The organism is Collinsella sp. SGI.241, assembly GCF_050312955.1.
Classification (GTDB): Bacteria; Actinomycetota; Coriobacteriia; order Coriobacteriales; family Coriobacteriaceae; genus Collinsella.
The window spans coordinates 146,502-165,683 of the sequence record NZ_JBNPKM010000001.1; the positions used below are offsets into that span (position 1 = coordinate 146,502).

The window sequence follows — 19,182 nt, forward strand, 5'->3', positions numbered from 1 at the left end:
ATACCGTGGATAAACAGTTTTCACAGGTTTGGGGGATGGTATGCCTACCATCGCAATCATCGGTGCGCTCGAAAAAGAGGTTGCGCAGATTAAAGAAGAACTGTACGGTGCCCATGTGTCGCAAGAGGCAGGCTTGAGCGTTGTAAGCGGCGAGCTCAACGGTCTGTCAGTGGTCGCCACGACCGCTGGCATGGGAACCGTAAACGCCGCTGGTGCAACACAGCATCTCATCAGCAGATATGCTCCGCAGGCCGTTGTGTTTTCGGGCATTGCGGGTGGCTTAAACTCCAAACTCCATATCAATGACGTGGTTATTGGCAAGTGCCTGCGCTATCTGGATACCGACACGGCGCTCATCGCCGAGTCGGCGCCGGAGCTTGAGGAGTTTGCCTCGACACCGGCTTTGGTTGACATCGCCACCACCGTGCTTGCCGAACATGGGTTTATCGATGCTTACGCTTCTGATTCTGCTGCGGAGAAGGACCCTAAACAGTTCCTGGTTGGCACTATCGCTACAGGCGACCGCTTTGTAACGGGCGACGCCATGCGCACCGCCGCCATCGAGGCGACGCATGCCGATTGCGTTGAGATGGAAGGTGCTGCGATTGCCCATATTGCAGCCAAGAACGGTGTCGATTGTCTGGTGCTGCGTGCTATCAGCGATAATTGTGACGAGGCATATGACGCGTTTTGCGAGCGAGAGTTCGATTTGGACGAGTACGCCCGCACCGCGAGCGGCATTACACTCGATATCGTCCGCTGCATCGCCGCTGCGTAATCGTGCATCCCTATTGTAAGAACCTACGACCAAGGAGTATCCATGGCCGATTCCATTAACTACCAGCTTGCCAAGTTCGTCGCCAGCTACGGCAAGGTTTCGCAGATCCCCGAGTCCACCTGTCCCGAGGTGAGCTTTGTGGGCCGCTCCAATGTGGGCAAGTCGTCCATCATGAACAAGCTCTTTGGCCGCAAGAACCTGGTTAAGGTTTCGAGCACGCCGGGCAAGACGAGCAATATCAATTTCTTCGAGGCCGACGACGTGCACTTTGTGGACCTGCCGGGTTACGGTTTCGCCCGTCGTTCCAAGGCCGAGCGCGACCGCTGGGCCGATCTCATCGGCGACTTCTTCGACTCCGAGCGCAGCTTTAACCTGGTTGTGTCGCTGGTGGACATTCGCCATGACCCCAGCAAGCTCGACCATGACATGATCGACTACCTGCAGGGCAACGAGTTCAACTTTATCGTCTGCCTCACCAAGGCCGACAAACTCAGCCGCACCCAGCAGGCCCGCCAAGCGGCAGCCATCAAAAAGCAACTCAACGTCCCGGCCGAAAACGTAATCATCACAAGCTCCCAGACCGGCACCGGCATCGACGAGCTCAAGCGCCGCATTGCCGAGGCCTGCCTCTAGTAGGGGCCCCTATCAATAAAATGCAGAACATCAGCCCGGCGACTTTCCAGAGTGTAGGTCCCTGTAGCCGCCGCCGGCGAAGTTAACATAGGGGAGGCCAGGGGCTTTGCCCCCAAATCTTTCCGCAGGACGGCAGGACCCCCGCCGCACGAAGTGCGCAGCGGGGGTCCTGCCATGTCCGAGGACGATTTGGGGGCAAAGCCCCTGGCCTCCCCGGCGGGTATAAGGTACGGCGACTACAGGTATTCGATCTGGGCGCCTTCCGTGTCGCACGTTAGAATATGCGTCTCACACTTGGGGAACTGTTCACGCAGCTTGACCTGCAGGAATTTTGCCACGATGGTGTCGTCGGTCACAGCCATAAGGGTAGAGCCCGAACCGCTGATCCAGATGGTCTTGGCGCCGCCGTTAAGGCAGGTGTCGCGCACAGCGTTGTAGTCGGGAATCAGGCGACGACGATAGGGCTCCTGGATGCGGTCGTCATTGGCGGCGGCAATCAGGTCGAGGTCGCCGGCCTCCAGGCCTCGCGTCATGCCGGCGATACGGCCCATTTGCCATACGGCGGTGGAGAGCGGAATCTCCTGCGGCACGACCTTGCGCGCCTCGCTCGTGTGAACCTCGTAGGGCGGAATCACGGTAATAAAACGCAAGCGATCGCTCACCTCGTAGCGCAGGCACTGGGGGAGCGAATCGGTCGGCGTAAAGGAGCAGACGGCGCCGCCCAGGATGGCGGGAGCGACGTTATCGGGATGGCCCTCGACCTCGGTGGCAATGCGGACGAGCTCAGCGCGGTCGACGGTGTGGCCTGTCAGTGCGGCGGCGGCCATAATGCCAGCGACGACGCAAGTGGAGCTGGAACCCAGGCCGCGAGCGACGGGTACATCGGTTTGAATGTCGATGGCGACGGGGAAGGCCGGCTCGCCCCATGCGGCCAGCGCATCGACAAAGCTGACGTAGACCAGGTTGTTTTCGTTTTGGAACTCCTCGGGGCAGCCCGTGATGGTGAGCTTGTCAGCGCGCTCGAAGGTGAAGTGCGAGTAGAGGCTGACGGCCATGCCGAGGGTGTCGTAGCCGATGCCCAAGTTGGCGCTGGTTGCTGGGACGGTGATCTTGATCATGTGGGTCCTCCTGGCGTGCCTGGCTGTTTAGTTCGCTGCTCGGGCAGTCCTGCGCAAGACGGAAAGCACATTAAGTGCTTTCCTTTGCGTGCGGAACTCGCGACGAACTAAACAGCCAGGCACGCTGTGCGCGTTCGTCATCATCCCGGGGGTTATCTGATAAAAGAAGGTGCGCCGGCTTTCGCCGGCGCTTAATAAGGGTTTTAGTTGGTAGCCATCTTTTTTGCTGCAGACTCGACGTAGCTTGCCATCTCATCGACGTCACAGACGTCTTCGAAGCGGACGGGTTTGGACTCGAGCTCGGCGAGCTGTGCCGGTGCGGCCGTATTGGTGGCCTGCTCGAGCACGCGCATGGCCTCAAAGTCGTCCTCGGGAACGTTGAGACCCAGAGCATCGCAGCAGGCACGCGGGAACTTGTAGGGGCTGGCGGTCGAAAGCAGCACACGGGCCTTGGCCCCCTCGGCGGGAGCGACCTTTTCAAAGACGTGATAGCCGCAAGCGGTGTGCGGGTCGATCACGTAGCCGTTCGCATCCCAGCAGCTCTTGATGGCAGCGCGCACCTCGTCCTCGCTGGCCCAGCCGCAGCCAAAGACGCTCTGAATCTTTGCCAGCAGGTCGGCGGGAACCTCATAGTGACCAGTCTTTGCCAGCAGCTCCATAAGGCCGGCAACAAGCTCGCAGTCGCCATCGGACAGGAAGTAGAGCATGCGTTCCAGGTTGGAGCTGATGAGGATGTCCATCGACGGCGAGATGGTCGTGAAGAACGGACGGTTGCGGTCGTAGACGCCGGTGGTCAGGAAGTCAGCCAGCACGTTGTTCTTGTCGCTCGCGACAATGAGCTTGGCGACGGGCAAACCCATGCGCTTGGCATAGTAGCCGGCCAGGATATCGCCAAAGTTGCCGGTCGGTACGCAGAACTCCACGGCGTCGCCGGCCTCGATGGCGCCGGCGCGCAACAGCTGCGCATAGGCGGCAAAGTAGTAGACGACCTGCGGCACCAGACGGCCGACGTTGATGGAGTTGGCACTCGAAAGCACCGTTCCGGCGGCCTCCAAGCGCTCGGCAAGCTCCTTATCGGCAAAGATGCGCTTGACGGCACTCTGGGCATCGTCGAAGTTGCCGCGAATGCCGCAGACGGCGACGTTATCGCCTTCCTGTGTGGACATCTGCAGATTCTGCACGCGGCTGACCTTGCCTTCGGGATAAAAGACGGTGATGCCCGTGCCCGGAGCGTCGGCAAAACCGGCAAGTGCGGCCTTGCCGGTGTCGCCCGACGTGGCGGTGACAATCATGATGCGCTCGGCGCCGCCGTCCTTGGCGGAAGTGCGGGCCATGAGACGGGGGAGCATCTGCAGGGCGACGTCCTTAAAGGCACTCGTGGGGCCGCCAAAGAGCTCCATCACATAGGTCTGAGGGGCGTCAGCGCCCGGCGCAGCGTCGAGTTTGACGAGCGGCGTAACCTCTTCACTGGCGAACGTGCCGCGATATGCCTCATTCACACAGGCCGAAATTTCTTCGCCCGTGTAATCATTCAGTAACATTCCCAACACATCTTGAGCGATTTCAAAGTACGATTTATCTGCAAGCGAGCTGATATCGACCTGCTGGGTGCCGAGCTCGTCCGAGACAAACAAACCCCCGTCGGGAGCGATGCCGGTGCGGATTGCCACCTTACTTGAGCACGATAAAGTGCGTCCTCGTGTACTATGATAAGTTCCCATATAACACTGCTCCTCGGATGCCTTGGTCCCAATCGGTGAAACCATGGTATCAGAGCGCGCAAAACAGGTTCGCAGAGGCTTTTAGAAAGGTAACCTCCAGCCCATGATTAAGATTGCCAAGTTTGGCGGCTCGTCGGTCGCCGACGCCGAACACTTTAAGAAGGTCAAAGCCATCGTCGACGCCGACCCGGCCCGCCGTTTTGTGGTGGTTTCCGCCTGCGGTCGCCGCTTTAAGGGCGACACCAAGGTGACCGACCTGCTCTACCTGGTTAACGCGCACGTTAAGTATCACGTGTCGTGTGAGGAGCTGCTCGAGGACATTGGCCAGCGCTATTTTGATATCGCTGACGAGCTGGAGCTCACCTATCCCATCCGTGAGGAGTTCGCGGCCTTTGCCGAGCGCGCCCGCTCGGGCGGCTACTCCACCGAGGAGCTTGTGAGCCGCGGCGAGTACTTCACCGCTCGCCTGATGGCCGAGTACCTGGGCCTGCCGTTCCTGGACGCCGCGACGGTTGTGGCGTTCCATCACGACGGTACGCTCAGCATGAACCGCACCTCCGAGCTGGTGCAGGAGTACGGTCAGCAGGGCGGCTTTGTTATGCCTGGTTTCTACGGCGCGACGCGTGAGGGCCAGATTAAGCTGCTCGATCGTGGCGGCGGCGATATCTCGGGCTCGATTCTGGCCAAGTGTCTGGACGCCGACCTTTACGAGAACTGGACCGACGTCTCGGGCTTCTACTCTGCCGATCCGCGTATTGTTCCCGAGGCTCAGCCCATTGCGCGCGTTACCTACGAGGAGCTGCGCGAGCTTTCGTACATGGGCGCAAGCGTCCTGCACGAGGAGGCCGTGTTCCCCGTGCGCGAGGCGGGTATTCCGCTGGTCATCAAGAACACCAATGCGCCGCAGGACCCCGGCACCATCATTAGCGAGACGGCTGATGAGGGCGAGGCGGAGCCCATCATTACCGGCGTGACCGGCAAGCGCGGTTTTGTCGCCATCAACGTGGCCCGCGATCGCACCAAGCCCCGCGTCGGCTTTATGCGCCGTGCACTTTCGGTCTTCGAGCGCTATGACGTTTCCGTCGAGCACATGCCCACCGGCGTCGACCGCTTTGGCGCCGTGGTGCAGGAGCAGGATGTGCACGATTCGCTGTACTCGCTCGTGGGCGACATCCAGCAGGAGGTTGAGCCGCTCGAGATTGAGGTTGTCGAGGGCCTGGCGCTCATCGCGACCGTCGGTCGTAACCTGCGCGGCCGCGCAGGTATTTCCGGCCACCTGTTTGGCATGCTCGGCCAGGCTGGCGTGAGCGTGCGCATGATTTCGCAGAGCTGCGACGAGATCAACATCATTATCGGTGTCGAGGATAAGGACTTCGACCTGGCGATTCAGACCATTTACCGTGCCTTCTCCGACGAGAACGGCATTGTGAAGGTCTCCGATCTGGAGGCTCCTGCACCGATTGAACCTGCCCTGGCTGCCCTCCACAAATAGCGACCATTCCGGTAGATTTTTGGGATATGTCTAGAAATCTACCTTTTGGCGCATGAGTGGGTTTTGAGGCATGTTCCAAAAAATCTAGCGCGGGGCGTTTCGTTTCGGTTTCGTTTCGACGGGGTGGGTTTCGTGTCCGCCCCGTTCTTGTATACACTGGGCAAGAATATCCTGCCTGCTCGGCGTGCGGGCAAAAGCCACAACCTTTAAAGGGGGAAGCATGAAACAGTACACGGTTGCTATTTTGGGCGCGACGGGGGCCGTGGGCACCCAGATGCTCGAGTGCCTCAACGAGCAGGAGTTTCCGGTTGGCAAGCTCAAGCTGCTGGCGAGCGCGCGCTCTGCGGGCAAGACCGTCGAGTTCCGCGGCGAGCAGGTTGTTATTGAGGAGGCTTGTCCCGAGGCCTTTGAGGGCTGCGACATCGTACTCGGCGCTGCCGGCGACGATATCGCCAAGGAGCTGCTGCCCGAGGCTGTCAAGCGTGGCGCCGTCGTGGTCGACAACAGCCACGCCTTCCGCATGGATCCCGAGGTGCCGCTCGTCGTGCCCGAGATCAATGCCGACGACATCAAGTGGCATCACGGCCTTATCGCTAACCCTAACTGCGCAACCATCATCGGACTGGTTCCCACCTGGCCGCTGCACAAGCTTGCCGGCGTGAAGCGCATGATCGTCTCGACGTACCAGGCGGCTTCGGGCGCTGGTGCTCCCGGTATGGCCGAGCTCGAGGCCCAGCTGGCCGCCCTGGGTCGTGGCGAGGAGATTCCCGAGCCGCGCGCATTTGCCGCCCAGTTGGCGAGCAACCTGATTCCGCAGATTGGCGGCGTCAAGGAGGAGGGCTTTACCTCCGAGGAGATGAAGTTGCAAAACGAGGGTCGCAAGATTATGCACCTGCCCGAGCTGCGCGTGAACTGCACTTGTGTGCGCGTGCCTGTGCTGCGCTCGCACTCCGAGAGCATTACGCTCGAGTTTGAGCGCGACATTACGGTCGAGGAAGCCCGTGCTGCGCTGGCTTCTGCCCCGGGTGTCAAGCTGGTCGACGACCTGGGTGCCGAGGATGCGCACGACCGATTCCCCATGCCGATGGACACCTCCGACCAGGACCTGATTTGGGTCGGTCGCGTGCGCCGCGACATCTCGAACCCCGAGGCCGCGCGTGGCATCACCTTCTGGTGCTGTGGCGACCAAATCCGTAAGGGCGCGGCAACCAACGCCGTCCAGATCGCCAAGCTGCTCTGCGAGTAGCGGTGGAACTGTCCGGCGGGGGCCGGGCTTAGCTTTCAGAACGTCCTCGACCATGTGCGGCGCCTTGTCCTGCTCCTTCGGAGCCGCGGACAAGGCGCCGCACTGGTCTGCGGAGTGTTCTGAAAGCTGAGCCCGGCCCCCGCCTGCGGTGACTCGGCTGCGAGCGGCCTGCGATGGGGCCGTTGTTGGTTGGGGCCGCTGGGCTGATGTGAGGGCACGTGGCCGTTGCGGGCCCTGGTCCCGGCGGCGGCCTCGGCGCTTTGCGCCTGCCTCCTTTGGGGACTGCGGGTCCGTGACGGCAGCTGCGGCGCTTCGCGCCTGCTGCCTGAGGTGACTTTGGGGTTGGGGTGAATTGAAGTTGAATACTTTTCCCGAGAAGTGAACGACCTATTTTGGACCCCCGAAGCATTGGCATATTTTGACCGCTATTTCCTGCGGCTTTGCTGCGCGAATCCTGCGGTTTTGTAATCAAAAAGTGTGGATGCTTTGGGGTCCTATTTTTACTCGTTCACTTCTCGGGAAAAGTATTAGAGCTCAGCTGGCATGGGTACCGCCCTGGCGTCGAAGCTCCGCGTCTTCTTCTCTTGATTGGGGAAAGCTGCCTCGCTTAAACAATTACGAGCCTGCCCGGGCGTATCAGACAGGTTGTCTGCACAATTCGCGGTATTATGGTGCGGAGTTTTGAAAGGAGCCGCTGGTGGTCACGACGACGTTTGCTTCGCCTTTGGGCGAAATCCTGCTTGCCGCTGATGGCCGCGGTCTGACGGGGCTTTGGTTTGAGGGGCAGGAGCACTTTGGCTCCACGCTTCTCCGGGAAGACTCAGAACATGTTGAAGGGGCCGATGCGGTTTCCGGTGCTGGTGGCATGTCGTCGGCGAGTCCGGCTCATGGTGCGGCTTCTTCGGTGCTTGAGCGTTCGTGGGCTTGGCTGAATGCTTATTTTGCAGGGCAGGAGCCTCTGTACACGCCGCCGTTGCATATGATCGGCACGGTGTTTCAGCGTGAAGTCTGGTTTGAGCTGCTTTCTATTCCGCGTGGTGAGGTCGCCACGTATGGCGAGATTGCGGCTCGTGTCGCCGCCCGCCATCGGGTGCCGGGGAACGAGGACCCCGTTGTGTCTCCTCGTGCGGTGGGGGCTGCGGTCGCTCGCAACCCTATTTCGATTATCGTGCCGTGCCATCGCGTGGTTGCCGCCGACGGCTCGCTTAACGGATATGCCGGCGGGCTCGATCGCAAGGAGTGGCTGCTTCGGCTTGAGGGCGCGTACGAGGAATAACGTTCGAGCACTTTGCATAGCCAAGATGCCGTGAAAGAACGGGACACGCTTTCCGAATGGAGACTCAGACGGAAACCACGTCCCGGAATTCCGCTTTAAAGCGGGATGCGCTTTCCGAATGGCGTCCCAAGCGGAAACCGTGTCCCGGAATACAGCCTCAGAGTGGGACGCCGTTTCCGGTTGAGACCACCTGCTTGGACATCTTTCTACGCTCGCTCTTGCAGGGCGTAGATCGACTTATCCATGTTGAACAGGTAAGCCACGACGCAGACAATAAAGAACATCGGCAGATTAGCAAAGCCGAAGACTTCGCAGCCAATAAGGACGGGTGCGAGCAGCGTATTGGTGGCGCTGCCAAAGACGGCTGCGTAGCCCAGCGCGGCGCAGAGTTCGGCGGGCATGCCGAGAATCCCGGCGAGTACGACGCCCAGGCTGGCTCCGATGGAGAACAACGGCGTTACCTCACCACCTTGATATCCTGCGGCAAGTGTGGCGATGGTGAGTACGAATTTGAGCGCCCAGTCCCAAGGCATGATGGCGACCTTACCGTTACCGTTGAGCGCCGCCGATATCAGGTTGGTGCCAAGGCCGCAGTATCGACCCTGCCACAGTGCGAACAGAATCGCCGATAGCGCGATGCCGATAGCGGCGATGCGCGCATAGGGGTTGGGGAGCAGCCGCGCCGCAAGGGTCTTGGCATGGGCAAGGCACCAGGCAAAGGCACCGCCTACCATGCCAAACGCGATGCCTAGTACCGCAAGCCGTCCAAGACCGGGGAGATCAAGCGCGCATGAGGCGACAACGGCGACCTCGAACTTATCGAGTCCCAGAGCGCCGGAGGTCATACTTGCGGCGAGCGAGGCTGTAAGCGCGGGAAACAGCGCGCGGTATTCCATGCGTCCTGCGACCAGTACTTCGATAGCAAAGACCGTGGCAGCAAGGGGCGTTCGAAAGAGCCCGGCAAAGCCGGCGGCCATGCCGATAAGCAAAAACGTGTTGCCGGGGTCTCGGAAAGGTAGACGTCGGCCGATCCAATGTGAGACGGTTGCACCGATCTGCACGGCCACGCCCTCGCGTCCCGCACTGCCGCCAAAGAGGTGCGTCCCCCACGTGCTCAGCATAATGAGCGGCACCAAGCGCGGCGAGATGGTGTCCTCACGCCCGTGGCCTACGTCGAATACCAGGCTCATGCCGCGGTCGGTGCCCTTGCCCCAAGCGCGGTAGGCAAACACGATGGCAAGGCCCATAAGGGCGAGGAAGGGGATGAGCAGGGTGATGTGTTCGTCGCGGAAGGCGCCGATCGCCAAAAGCACGCGTCCAAAGAGCGCGCAGATGGCGCCAACGATGATACCGACGGGGATTCCGACGGCACCCATAAGCACAAGACCGCTATAGGTGTTGAGCAGACGTTTGATTCTGCTCGATGCGCTGCTTTCCGACACTTCTCCTCCAAAACAAAAAAGACTCCTGCCGCGGCGTGATGCCTAGGGGCATCACGTAACAGCAGAAGTCATCAGCAACAAGGCGGTTTAGGGTAACGCGGCAGCTTGGCTGGCGCACCCAACGGAGACATTCATTCCGTAGCGGCATCATAGCGGTGGATACGGTTTGGGTCAAATGGTTGCCGTGGACAGTCCTGGTGCCTGCCCGCACCCCTCGTTTCCCCATATAAAACCTGCCAAAATAAACCTGTCCCTTTTTGGTCGGTGCGAAATGGGTAATACTAAAGAGTTATCCGACCAGATGGGAATTAATCGATGGCTTATATCGAATTCAAGGACGTCGTCAAAGCATACGGCGAGGGTGACGCCCGCATTCACGCGCTGGACGGCGCGAGCTTTACGGTCGAGCGTGGCGAGCTCGCCATCATTTTGGGTGCTTCGGGTGCCGGCAAGACCACGGCGCTCAACATTCTGGGCGGCATGGATACGGCGACTTCCGGCACCGTAACGGTGGATGGGCGCGATGTGAGTTCCGCCAATGAGGCGCAGCTCGTGGAATACCGCCGCGCCGACGTCGGCTTTGTCTTCCAGTTCTATAACCTGGTTCCCAACCTGACGGCGCTCGAAAACGTTGAGCTTGCGGCGCAAATCTGCCCCGATTCGTTCGATGCCGAACAGACACTTCGCCAGGTTGGTCTGGGCGAGCGCCTCGCCAACTTCCCCGCGCAGCTTTCGGGCGGCGAGCAGCAGCGCGTGTCCATCGCCCGCGCACTGGCCAAGAACCCCAAGCTGCTCCTGTGCGACGAGCCCACGGGCGCGCTCGACTACAAAACCGGCAAGCAGATCTTGCAGCTGCTGCAGGATACCTGTCGCAAGCAGGGCATTACGGTCATCATCATCACGCACAACTCCGCGCTCGCGCCCATGGCCGATCGCCTGATCTGCTTTAAGAGCGGTCGTGTGGAGAGCGAGACGGTCCAGCAAAATCCCGTGCCTATCGAGACGATCGAGTGGTAGCGCCCATGGACCAAGATCGCCAAAACAGCCAAAACCACGATACGGAGCACGTGGGTCACGATCGGGAGTTCGCGACCTACCGTACCGCTCAAAGCTCAAATGATATGGCGCCGACGGTTTTTCGCCGTGGCATCTCCCGCACAATCCGAGGCAGTCTTAAGCGCTTCCTATCTATCGTGGTCATTACCGCGCTCGGAGTGAGCGTGATGTGCGGTCTTAAGGCGGGCTGCGAGGATCTGCGCGATTCGGTCGACGTCTATTTTGACCAGCAGAATGTCTATGACATTAACGTGCAGTCGACCTATGGCCTTACGCGCGACGATCTTGCGGCCATTCAAGAGGTCGACGGCGTCGAGACGGCCGAGGGCATCTACACCGAGACCGCCTACACCGCCGTGGGTACCACGCGCGAGCGTGTAGTCGTTCAGAGCCTTTCCAGGAAGAATATCGATCAACCGGTGCTGGTGAGCGGCGATTTGCCCGAGAGCGCCGGCGAGGTCGCGGTGACTTCGAAGTTCCTGAAGGCTTCGGGCAAAAAGCTCGGCGACACGGTGAGTTTTGCCGCCAATGACGCGAGCTCGTCGAACCAAAGCGCCAAGGACCAGTTTGCCGCGGGTGATTACACCATTACGGCCGAGGTCCTCGATCCTACTGATGTGAGCTCCGACTCGACAGTCAACGCCTTTCGCGCTGCTTCGGCTGCGGACTATAAGTTCTATGTGAGCGAGGATGCCGCGACATCTTCTTCCTACTCCGCGGTCCACGTGATCGTCGAGGGAGCCAAGAGCCTCAACTCCTATTCAGATGCCTACACGACAAAGATCAACGAGGTCAAGGGTAATATCGAGAAGATTCGCGACGAGCGTGAGAAGGTGCGCGTCCAAGAGCTGACGGTCGACGCGCCGGCAAGCTTGGATGCCTCCGAGCGCCAGGCGAATATGCTCTTTGGGATTGAGCAGGACAACATCAACCGCATGCCCCAGGGCAGTGAGGAGCGTGCTCGGGCTCAGGCCGATTTGGACCAGCGCCGCGCCGCCACCGACCAGCAGTTTGCCGATGCACGCGCCGAGCTTTCCGATCTGGGCGAATGCACTTGGTACATCCAGGATCGCGGTAACATCGCAAGCTACTCAAGCGTCGAGAGCGACAGCTCTTCGATTGAGGCCATCGCCACGGTTTTCCCATTTATTTTCTTTGTCGTAGCCGTGCTCATCAGCCTTACCACCGCCACTCGTATGGTCGAGGAGGAGCGCACGCTCATTGGCCTGTACAAGGCGCTCGGCTATTCACGCGGGCGAATCCTGTCCAAATACGTGGACTACTCGCTGTGGGCATGTCTGTTCGGCGGCGTACTCGGCAACATCATCGGATTTGTGGGGTTGCCGCTGTTCCTGTTTACGGTGTTCGACGACATGTACTCACTGCCCCAGATGCTGCTTTCGTACGACATCGTGTCCTCGATCGTCTCGGTGGCGCTGTTTACCGTGGGCGTGGTGGGTGCCACGATTATCGCCTGCCGCCACGAGATGGCCGAGACCCCAGCCTCGCTTATGCGTCCCAAGGCCCCGCGAGCCGGCTCGCGCATCTTGCTTGAGCGCATCGGCTTTATTTGGCGCCGCATGGGCTTTTTGAACAAGGTGGCAGCGCGTAACCTGTTCCGCTACAAAAAACGTGCCTTTATGACCATCTTCGGTATCGCCGGCTGCACGGCGCTCGTGATCTGCGGTATGGGCATCCGCGATACGTCGGTGGCGCTTTCGCCCAAACAGTACGGGCACATCACGCGCTATGACTTGCTGGCGGTCGCCAATCCCGATGACTATGCTCAGACGTGTGCGGCGCTGGAAGAGCGTAGCGCGGCCAGCGACTCCGGCGTGCGCGTGACCTCGATCCTGCCGATTATGACCGACAACGTCACCTTTACGTTTGGCGGTAAGAGCGAGACCGTACAGCTCATCGTGGTGCCCGATGACCGCACGAATGATCTGGACGATTACGTGCGTCTGGAGGATGAGTCCAAAGAACCGCTCGCCCTGCGTGACGGGGACGTGTATTTAAGCAAGAGTTCACAGCTGGTGCTGGGGATTCAGCCGGGCGATACGGCGCAGGTCCAGGATTCGTCGCTCAATGTTACCAAGGTCAAGGTTAGCGATATCTCGCTCAATTATTTGGGCAACACGCTTTATATGACGCAGGGCACCTATGAGCGCGCGTTCGGCCGAAGCGCGCGTCTTAACGGCATCTTTGTGCTGCTTAAGGGCTCGTCGGCCGACCAAATTGCGTTTAGCAAGAAGCTTAAGAGTGACGGTTGGCTTACGATTTCGAGTACGGCCGAGCATTGGGAGAACTATGAGTCGAACTTTACGATTATCAATTCGGTCGTAGTGCTTGTGACCTTTATGGCGGCGTGCCTGTCGTTTGTGGTGGTGTTTACGCTGTCTAATACGAATATTTCGGAGCGCGAACGCGAGCTGGCGACCATCAAGGTGCTGGGCTTCCGCCGTGGCGAGGTGCACCACTACGTCAATAAGGAGACGTTGATCCTTACGGCGATTGGCACCGCACTGGGCGTGCCGCTGGGTGGCCTGCTTGCCGAGAGCTTTACGTACGTTCTTCAGATGCCGTCGCTGTACTTTGATGTTGAGGTCGAGCCGCTGAGTTTCGTGCTCGCTGTGGTGCTTTCGTTTGGCTTTACGTTTATCGTCAACCTCGCCACCAACCGTACCCTCAACAAGATTGACATGGTCGGTGCCCTCAAGAGCGCCGAGTAACCTGTTCTTGGATTCAAGTTGTAGCGAGCTGTGACGTGCCGCAGTCGCTTTATTGCATAAACCGCCCCGCAGAATGCATATTTTGGCGGGGCGGTTGCTTTTTACCCGCAGGTACCCCCAGGGGCGGCGTGCAAATTCCGGAGAATTCAGCATTCCGGAGTCCACGAGTATGGGAGCGGGCGCACAAAACTGCGCTGAAAGCCCTGATTCTGAGCTCCCAACGCCTCAAGAGCCGCTCGTTTTTACAAGATGCGGCCCATGGCGCCTGCCTTTCGCCCAAAATTCAGTATGCAGGCACCCTCGGCTGCTGAAAACTCCCAAAAATGCACGGCGCCTCCTGCCCTAGGCACCCGCAGCAAGAAGACGAATAGCCTCGGCGAGTATGTAAACGCAGGGCCCTCCGACCCCGACCGACGATTTCGATTAGCGACCTTTGACGGAGTCAAGGGAGGAGCCAAATCGAAATACGTCGGGCGGGGTCGGAGGGCCCGATGGGATGGATTTCGGCCGAGGCTATTCGTCGCCGAAGCTGATGCCCAGCGCCTTGGCCTCGCGTACCAGGTCGCTCTGGGGATCGACAAACTTGAGCTTGCCGGCGACCTCCTCGAGCGGCATGTGGCACATCTTGCCGTCACGCAGGGCAATCATGTAGCCAAACTCGCCGCGTAGGCAGCCCAGTGCCGCCTCGACGCCGCACTGGGTCGCAAAGATGCGGTCCTGGGCGTCGGGCTGACCGCCGCGCTGCGTGTGGCCGGGGATGGCGACGCGGGTCTCGCGACCGGTCTTGGCCTCGATTTCCTTGGCAATGTCGTAGACAATCGACGGACTCGTGCGCTCGGCGAGCTTCTTCTTGTACTCCTTCTTGGGCAGCGCCGCGTCCTCCTTGGAGATAGCGCCCTCGGCGACGGCCACGATCGTAAAGCGGCTGCCGGTCTCCATGCGATGCTCGATGGTCTTGATGACGTTACTCATGTCGTAGGGAATCTCGGGAATCAGGATGACGTCCGCGCCGCCCGCGACGCCGGCGTACAGCGGGATCCAGCCAACCTTGTGGCCCATGATCTCGATAACGAACACGCGGCCGTGACTCGAGGCGGTGGTGTGGATGTCGTCGATGCACTTGGTGGCGACGTCGATGGCGCTCGTAAAGCCAAACGTCATTTCGGTGCCCCAGGTGTCGTTATCGATGGTCTTGGGCAGAGCGATAACGTTGAGGCCCTCTTCGCGCAGGCGGTTGGCGGTCTTGGTGGAGCCGTTGCCGCCCAGCATAAACAGGCAGTCGAGTTGCAGCTTGTGATAGGTGTGGACCATCGCAGGCACCTTCTCGACACCGTCGGCCTCGGGAATGTCCAGGCGCTTGAACGGCGTGCGGCTCGTGCCCAAAATGGTGCCGCCGCGGGTGAGGATGCCGCTAAAATCGGCGGGCGTCATGACGCGGAACCTGCTGTAGATAAGGCCCTGGTAGCCGTCCTCAAAACCATAAATCTCGATAGGTTCTTCGCTATTGGTCATAAGCGTTTTGACGATGCCGCGCATGGTGGCGTTGAGCGCCTGACAGTCGCCGCCACTGGTAAGAAGACCGATCCTAAGCATGATGAATCCTTCCGGGCAAGTTATAACATGCGCATAAGTTTACCCCCGCACACTGTTGATACGGGGGTAAAACGTGTTAGCTCAAGCGTATAGAAATGTAAACAACGTCAGGCGAGCGTAAGGTCGACGGGCCTAGCTCCTTACAGTGCGAAGGCGTCGACGTCGCCCCAGTGGCGGCGCAGCGCAATAGCGGCGGCGGGTTCGGTATTGTCAAAGACGACCGACCATTGCGTATTGCTGGTGATGTCTTCCGGATTGGGCTCTTGCGCTGCGGCGCGCAGGGCTTCCCAGGCAATCGTTTCGTCCTGGGCACCGACATGGGCGTCAAGGACATCGGCGATTGCGATGGCGCGCTCTTTACCATGGCCCAGCTCGCCGTTCTTTTGGTTGGGCAGCACTTCGTCGCCATAGCAGGGGTAGAAGTTCGTAACCTGGCGTACAGGAGTCGCTTTGAAAGCGCGGTCCGGATCGTGCGGATCCCACTCTGCTACGCGCGCGTCACCGGTGGCGTCGTTGATAAAGAAGTGATAATCGCGTCCTGCCATGGCGTGCATGTCGTAGGCGGAAAGCAGGTCGACAGCTTCTTGTGTGGTGGCGGCACGATCGAGCACCAGACGGATGGCGAGCGAGGTATTGATGACAGGGCGTTGCGTGTCCTGGTCACAGGGCTTGGAATCAAGGGTGAGCACGGCAACGGACACGCCGCATTCGTTAACACCGTCGAGCTGGGCAAACGGACCCATGAGTGCGGCGGCGCGTCCGGCGACGGAGTCAAGCGGAGTGTTATCGCCCAGGTTGTTAAGGGCGGCAAACCCGATGGAGGCATAGCCGCCGCGTGGGTGATTGCGCACCAGCAGCGCCGAGGTGTCGTCCTTAAAGTCGTAATTGCGACCGGTGCGCACGCGGCCTTCGGCATCTACGGCGACAAAAGCGCTGCAGGCAAACTGGGGAGCCTGGACATGTGCCGGCACACCGGGCAGCACCTGCGCCACCACGGCATCGATGTAGGCCTGGTCGTCGCGCACGCCAGCGGCGATGATGCGATCAAGATCGTAGTCGTAGGCAATGTCGATTGCGTACAGGTCATAGCCATCCGCGTAGCCGGTCAAGCGTTTGAGCGATGCGGCGGACTTGATTTGCTTGCGGTAAACGATACCGGTGGCAGCGGCAAGGCCGACGGCGACTCCCGCGACACCGCAGACGATGGCAATGTTACGTGGCTTCATGACGGCTCCTCTCGTCCTGTTAGCGTAATTATCGCAAAAGGAGCGCGGGCATGATGGCTCAACCTGGTGAGTGGCATGGGATTAAACATGGAATGAAGAGTGCGGCGCTGGCGTGGCGGGGTATGCTGGAGGGGACCATCAACCCAGCGAAAGGGGAGAGCATGACGGATCAGGAAACGCCCGAACGCGCGCATGTGACGGCCGACGATATCGAGGCCGCCAACGACCTTATCGACTTTATCGAGGCGTGCCCCAGCATGTTCCATACGGCGGCGACCATTATGGCCGAGCTCGACGAGGCGGGCTTTACCTACCTGCCCGAGAATGCGGCGTGGGACATCGAGCCGGGCGGGCGTTATTACACGCAGCGCAACACCTCGAGCGTTATCGCCTTTAAGGTGGGCGAGGACCTGGCCGCGACGTGGGGCGAGGACGGAGTTGCCGGCGACTATCATTTTCAGCTCACGGCGTCGCACAGCGATTCTCCGACGTTTAAGGTCAAGGCCGTGCCCGAGCTCGACGGCGCGGGCGAGACGCTGCGCCTGAACACCGAGGCCTACGGCGGCATGATCGACTACACCTGGTTCGATCGCCCGTTGGCGCTGGCTGGACGCGTGCTGGTGCGCGAGGGCGACCGTATTGAGAGCCGCCTGCTTGCCACCGAGCGCGAGGTCGCTATCATTCCGAGCCTTGCTATCCATATGAACCGTGGCGTCAATGAGGGCTTTGCACCCAACCGCGCTGTCGACCTGTGCCCGCTCATCAGCGCCGGCGAGCTTAAGCAGGGCGACTTTGATGCTCTGATCGCCGACGAACTGGACGTCGAGCCCGAACAGATTCTGGGTCGCGATCTGTTCCTGGTCAATCGTCAGGACGCGCGCATTTGGGGCTGGGCCGACGAGTTTATCTCGACGCCCAAGCTCGACGACCTAGCCTGCGCCTACACCTCGCTGCAGGCATTTTTGGGTGCCGAGAATGCGCATGACATCTCGGTCTTTTGCTGCTTCGACAACGAGGAGGTTGGCTCCGAGACCAAGCAGGGCGCTATGTCGACGTTCTTGGCCGATGCGTTGCGTCGCATTAACGGGTCGCTGGGCTTTGATGACGAGTCGTACCACCGTGCGCTTGCCGCCTCGATGCTCGTGAGCTGCGACAACGCGCACGCCGTGCATCCCAACCACGCCGAAAAGTGCGATGCCCACAACCAGGTCGTGCTCAACGGCGGTATCGTCATCAAGGAAGCCGCCAACCAGCACTATTGCACCGATGCCTTTAGCCGCGCAGTGTTCCAGGCCATCTGCGATGACGCAGACGTGCCCACGCAAGCCTTTGCCAACAAGAGCGATATGGCGGGTGGCTCCACGCTCGGCAATCTGTCCAATATGCAGGCGAGCATGCACGCCGTGGACGTGGGCCTGCCGCAGCTGGCCATGCACTCGAGCTACGAGACCGGTGGCGTGCGCGACGTGATGTACGCGATCCGCGCCCTCACGGCTTTCTACGAGCGCGACCTAAACATCAACGGTGCCGAAAGTGTGGAGCTCTAAAACCTGCCAAAAAAGGACGGGTTTATTTTGGCAGGTTTTATCTGGGCAAATGCCGCAATGTCAACGGTAAGACGGAGCTGCTAAGGCTTGCAGATGAAGCTGACGCCAGCGAAACCGCCGCAGGTAGAGCAAAAGTCAGCGAGAGCCCGCCGTTTGAGCCAAGGTGCCGTGAAATGAAAAGGCGCTGACCTTCTGGTCGCGCCTTTGAAATTGAACGGCAGATTGGCCAAACGGCGGGCTCGCAGCGTCGAGGGGTTCCGGCGTTTGGTAAAACGCCGGAACAATCTAATGCTCAATCCAACAACGTAAAGTTTCGCCGGCCAGCAGGTGACGCAGATTCTCCGCGGCGATGTCGACCACGTTATTGAGCGTGGCGGCCAGGTGGAACCAACCCGAGACGTGCGGTGTGATGAGCATGTTGGGTGCATCCCACAGCGGGCTTGTGGCGGGCAGCGGCTCGGGATCGGTGACGTCGACCGCGGCGCCGGAGAGATGTCCCGATTCCAGAGCGGCAACCAGGTCGTCGGCGACCACAAGATCGCCGCGGCCGCCGTTGGCAAAGAACGCGCCCGGTTTCATCGCGGCGAAGAACTCGGCGTTCGCCAGGCCGCGGGTCTCGGGCGTGCTGGGCATAAAGGATGCGACGATGTCGGCCTCTGCCAGGCGCTCAGACAGGGCATCCATGCCGTCCATGTCCTCAAACACAATGGGGTAGACGAGCGGATGGCGCTTGATGCCTCGGACGTGCGCACCCATGCTGCGGCAGAGCGTGGCAAAGTGGCCACCGATATCGCCTGCGCCCAGCACCAGCACGTTGGCGTTTTTGAGCGAGGTGACCGGCCCCAAATCCTCCCAGCGATGCTCGCGCTGCAAGTCGTGATAGCCGGGCAGGCGCTTCATCATGGAAAGGACCATGGCAAACATGTGCTCGCTCACGGCCTGACCGTAGGCGCCGATCGAGCAAGACAGCTTGGCTTCAGCCGGCACGGTGCCGGCGGCAAGGTAGTCGTCATAGCCGGCGGTCTGCAATTGCAACAGCTGGAGATGGTCGCATGCCGTGAGCATGTCAGGGTCGATGTTGCCCAGGATCACGTCGGCATCGGCGACCTGTTCGCGCGTGATGTCGCCGGCGCTCGTGTAGATAAAATTCTCGCCCGGAGCGCTCGACTCAAGAATTGCACGATGGCGGTCGTTGACGGGCAGCAAAACTAGGATGTTCACAAGCATTCCTCTCCGCTCAACCTGCCAAAAAGGGACAGGTTTATTTTGGCAGGTTTTATCAGGCAAAACGTTCAAATAAAACGCCGGAGGCAAGACGAGCG

The 19,182-nt window shown here is 60.1% G+C and carries 14 protein-coding genes; 8 read left to right on the forward strand and 6 right to left on the reverse strand.

Annotated elements, in window-relative coordinates:
* Positions 1-40: 40 nt before the first annotated feature.
* A complete protein-coding gene (mtnN, locus tag ACQQ92_RS00635; protein WP_427794439.1) occupies positions 41-778 on the forward strand; it encodes a 5'-methylthioadenosine/S-adenosylhomocysteine nucleosidase in 738 nt (245 codons plus the stop codon).
* Positions 779-820: 42 nt separating this feature from the next.
* Positions 821-1,411 (forward strand): ribosome biogenesis GTP-binding protein YihA/YsxC, encoded by a 591-nt coding sequence (yihA, locus tag ACQQ92_RS00640; RefSeq protein WP_427728102.1) that lies wholly within the window; start codon positions 821-823, stop codon positions 1,409-1,411.
* Between the two features lie 236 nt (positions 1,412-1,647).
* Here the strand turns inward: yihA and thrB are convergent, their stop codons facing one another.
* Together thrB and thrC are read right to left on the reverse strand one after the other, a co-directional pair.
* Complete coding sequence (gene thrB / locus ACQQ92_RS00645) at positions 1,648-2,529, reverse strand: homoserine kinase (RefSeq protein ID WP_154514914.1); 882 nt, start codon at positions 2,527-2,529, stop codon at positions 1,648-1,650.
* A gap of 203 nt (positions 2,530-2,732) precedes the next feature.
* Entirely contained in the window at positions 2,733-4,250 is a 1,518-nt protein-coding gene (gene thrC, locus ACQQ92_RS00650; protein WP_427795526.1) for a threonine synthase, read from the reverse strand.
* Positions 4,251-4,353: 103 nt separating this feature from the next.
* Between thrC and ACQQ92_RS00655 the strand changes: the two genes are divergently transcribed.
* The 3 genes from ACQQ92_RS00655 (at position 4,354) to ACQQ92_RS00665 (ending at position 8,264) form a co-directional block, all read left to right on the forward strand.
* Positions 4,354-5,742: an aspartate kinase gene (locus ACQQ92_RS00655; RefSeq protein WP_427795527.1), complete on the forward strand. Its 1,389-nt coding sequence runs from the start codon at positions 4,354-4,356 to the stop codon at positions 5,740-5,742.
* Positions 5,743-5,962: 220 nt separating this feature from the next.
* The gene (locus ACQQ92_RS00660; RefSeq protein ID WP_154514908.1) at positions 5,963-6,988 is read left to right on the forward strand and encodes an aspartate-semialdehyde dehydrogenase; all 1,026 of its coding nucleotides are present in this window, start codon (positions 5,963-5,965) and stop codon (positions 6,986-6,988) included.
* A 697-nt stretch (positions 6,989-7,685) separates the two neighbouring features.
* Positions 7,686-8,264 (forward strand): methylated-DNA--[protein]-cysteine S-methyltransferase, encoded by a 579-nt coding sequence (locus tag ACQQ92_RS00665; RefSeq protein ID WP_427795528.1) that lies wholly within the window; start codon positions 7,686-7,688, stop codon positions 8,262-8,264.
* Between the two features lie 206 nt (positions 8,265-8,470).
* On the opposite strand, the gene ACQQ92_RS00670 is transcribed toward ACQQ92_RS00665, so the two are convergent.
* Positions 8,471-9,706 (reverse strand): chloride channel protein, encoded by a 1,236-nt coding sequence (locus tag ACQQ92_RS00670; RefSeq protein ID WP_427795529.1) that lies wholly within the window; start codon positions 9,704-9,706, stop codon positions 8,471-8,473.
* Positions 9,707-10,021: 315 nt separating this feature from the next.
* Here ACQQ92_RS00670 and ACQQ92_RS00675 point away from each other — a divergent pair, with 315 nt between their 5' ends.
* Together ACQQ92_RS00675 and ACQQ92_RS00680 are read left to right on the forward strand one after the other, a co-directional pair.
* Positions 10,022-10,723, forward strand: a complete 702-nt coding sequence (locus ACQQ92_RS00675) for an ABC transporter ATP-binding protein (protein ID WP_427718202.1) — start codon at positions 10,022-10,024, stop codon at positions 10,721-10,723.
* Positions 10,724-10,728: 5 nt separating this feature from the next.
* Entirely contained in the window at positions 10,729-13,494 is a 2,766-nt protein-coding gene (locus tag ACQQ92_RS00680) for an FtsX-like permease family protein (RefSeq protein ID WP_427795530.1), read from the forward strand.
* Between the two features lie 513 nt (positions 13,495-14,007).
* Here ACQQ92_RS00680 and ACQQ92_RS00685 read toward each other — a convergent pair.
* Both ACQQ92_RS00685 and ACQQ92_RS00690 read right to left on the reverse strand, forming a co-directional pair.
* Entirely contained in the window at positions 14,008-15,087 is a 1,080-nt protein-coding gene (locus ACQQ92_RS00685; RefSeq protein WP_427795531.1) for a 6-phosphofructokinase, read from the reverse strand.
* Positions 15,088-15,227: 140 nt separating this feature from the next.
* On the reverse strand, positions 15,228-16,313 hold the full coding sequence (locus ACQQ92_RS00690; RefSeq protein ID WP_427795532.1) for a carcinine hydrolase/isopenicillin-N N-acyltransferase family protein: 1,086 nt from the start codon (positions 16,311-16,313) through the stop codon (positions 15,228-15,230).
* Positions 16,314-16,474: 161 nt separating this feature from the next.
* Here ACQQ92_RS00690 and ACQQ92_RS00695 point away from each other — a divergent pair, with 161 nt between their 5' ends.
* Positions 16,475-17,860 carry a M18 family aminopeptidase gene (locus tag ACQQ92_RS00695; RefSeq protein ID WP_427793650.1) on the forward strand — a complete coding sequence of 462 codons (1,386 nt, stop codon included), beginning with the start codon at positions 16,475-16,477 and terminating at the stop codon, positions 17,858-17,860.
* 285 nt (positions 17,861-18,145) lie between these two features.
* On the opposite strand, the gene ACQQ92_RS00700 is transcribed toward ACQQ92_RS00695, so the two are convergent.
* Positions 18,146-19,087 carry a D-2-hydroxyacid dehydrogenase gene (locus ACQQ92_RS00700; protein ID WP_427795533.1) on the reverse strand — a complete coding sequence of 314 codons (942 nt, stop codon included), beginning with the start codon at positions 19,085-19,087 and terminating at the stop codon, positions 18,146-18,148.
* Between the last annotated feature and the right edge of the window lie 95 nt (positions 19,088-19,182).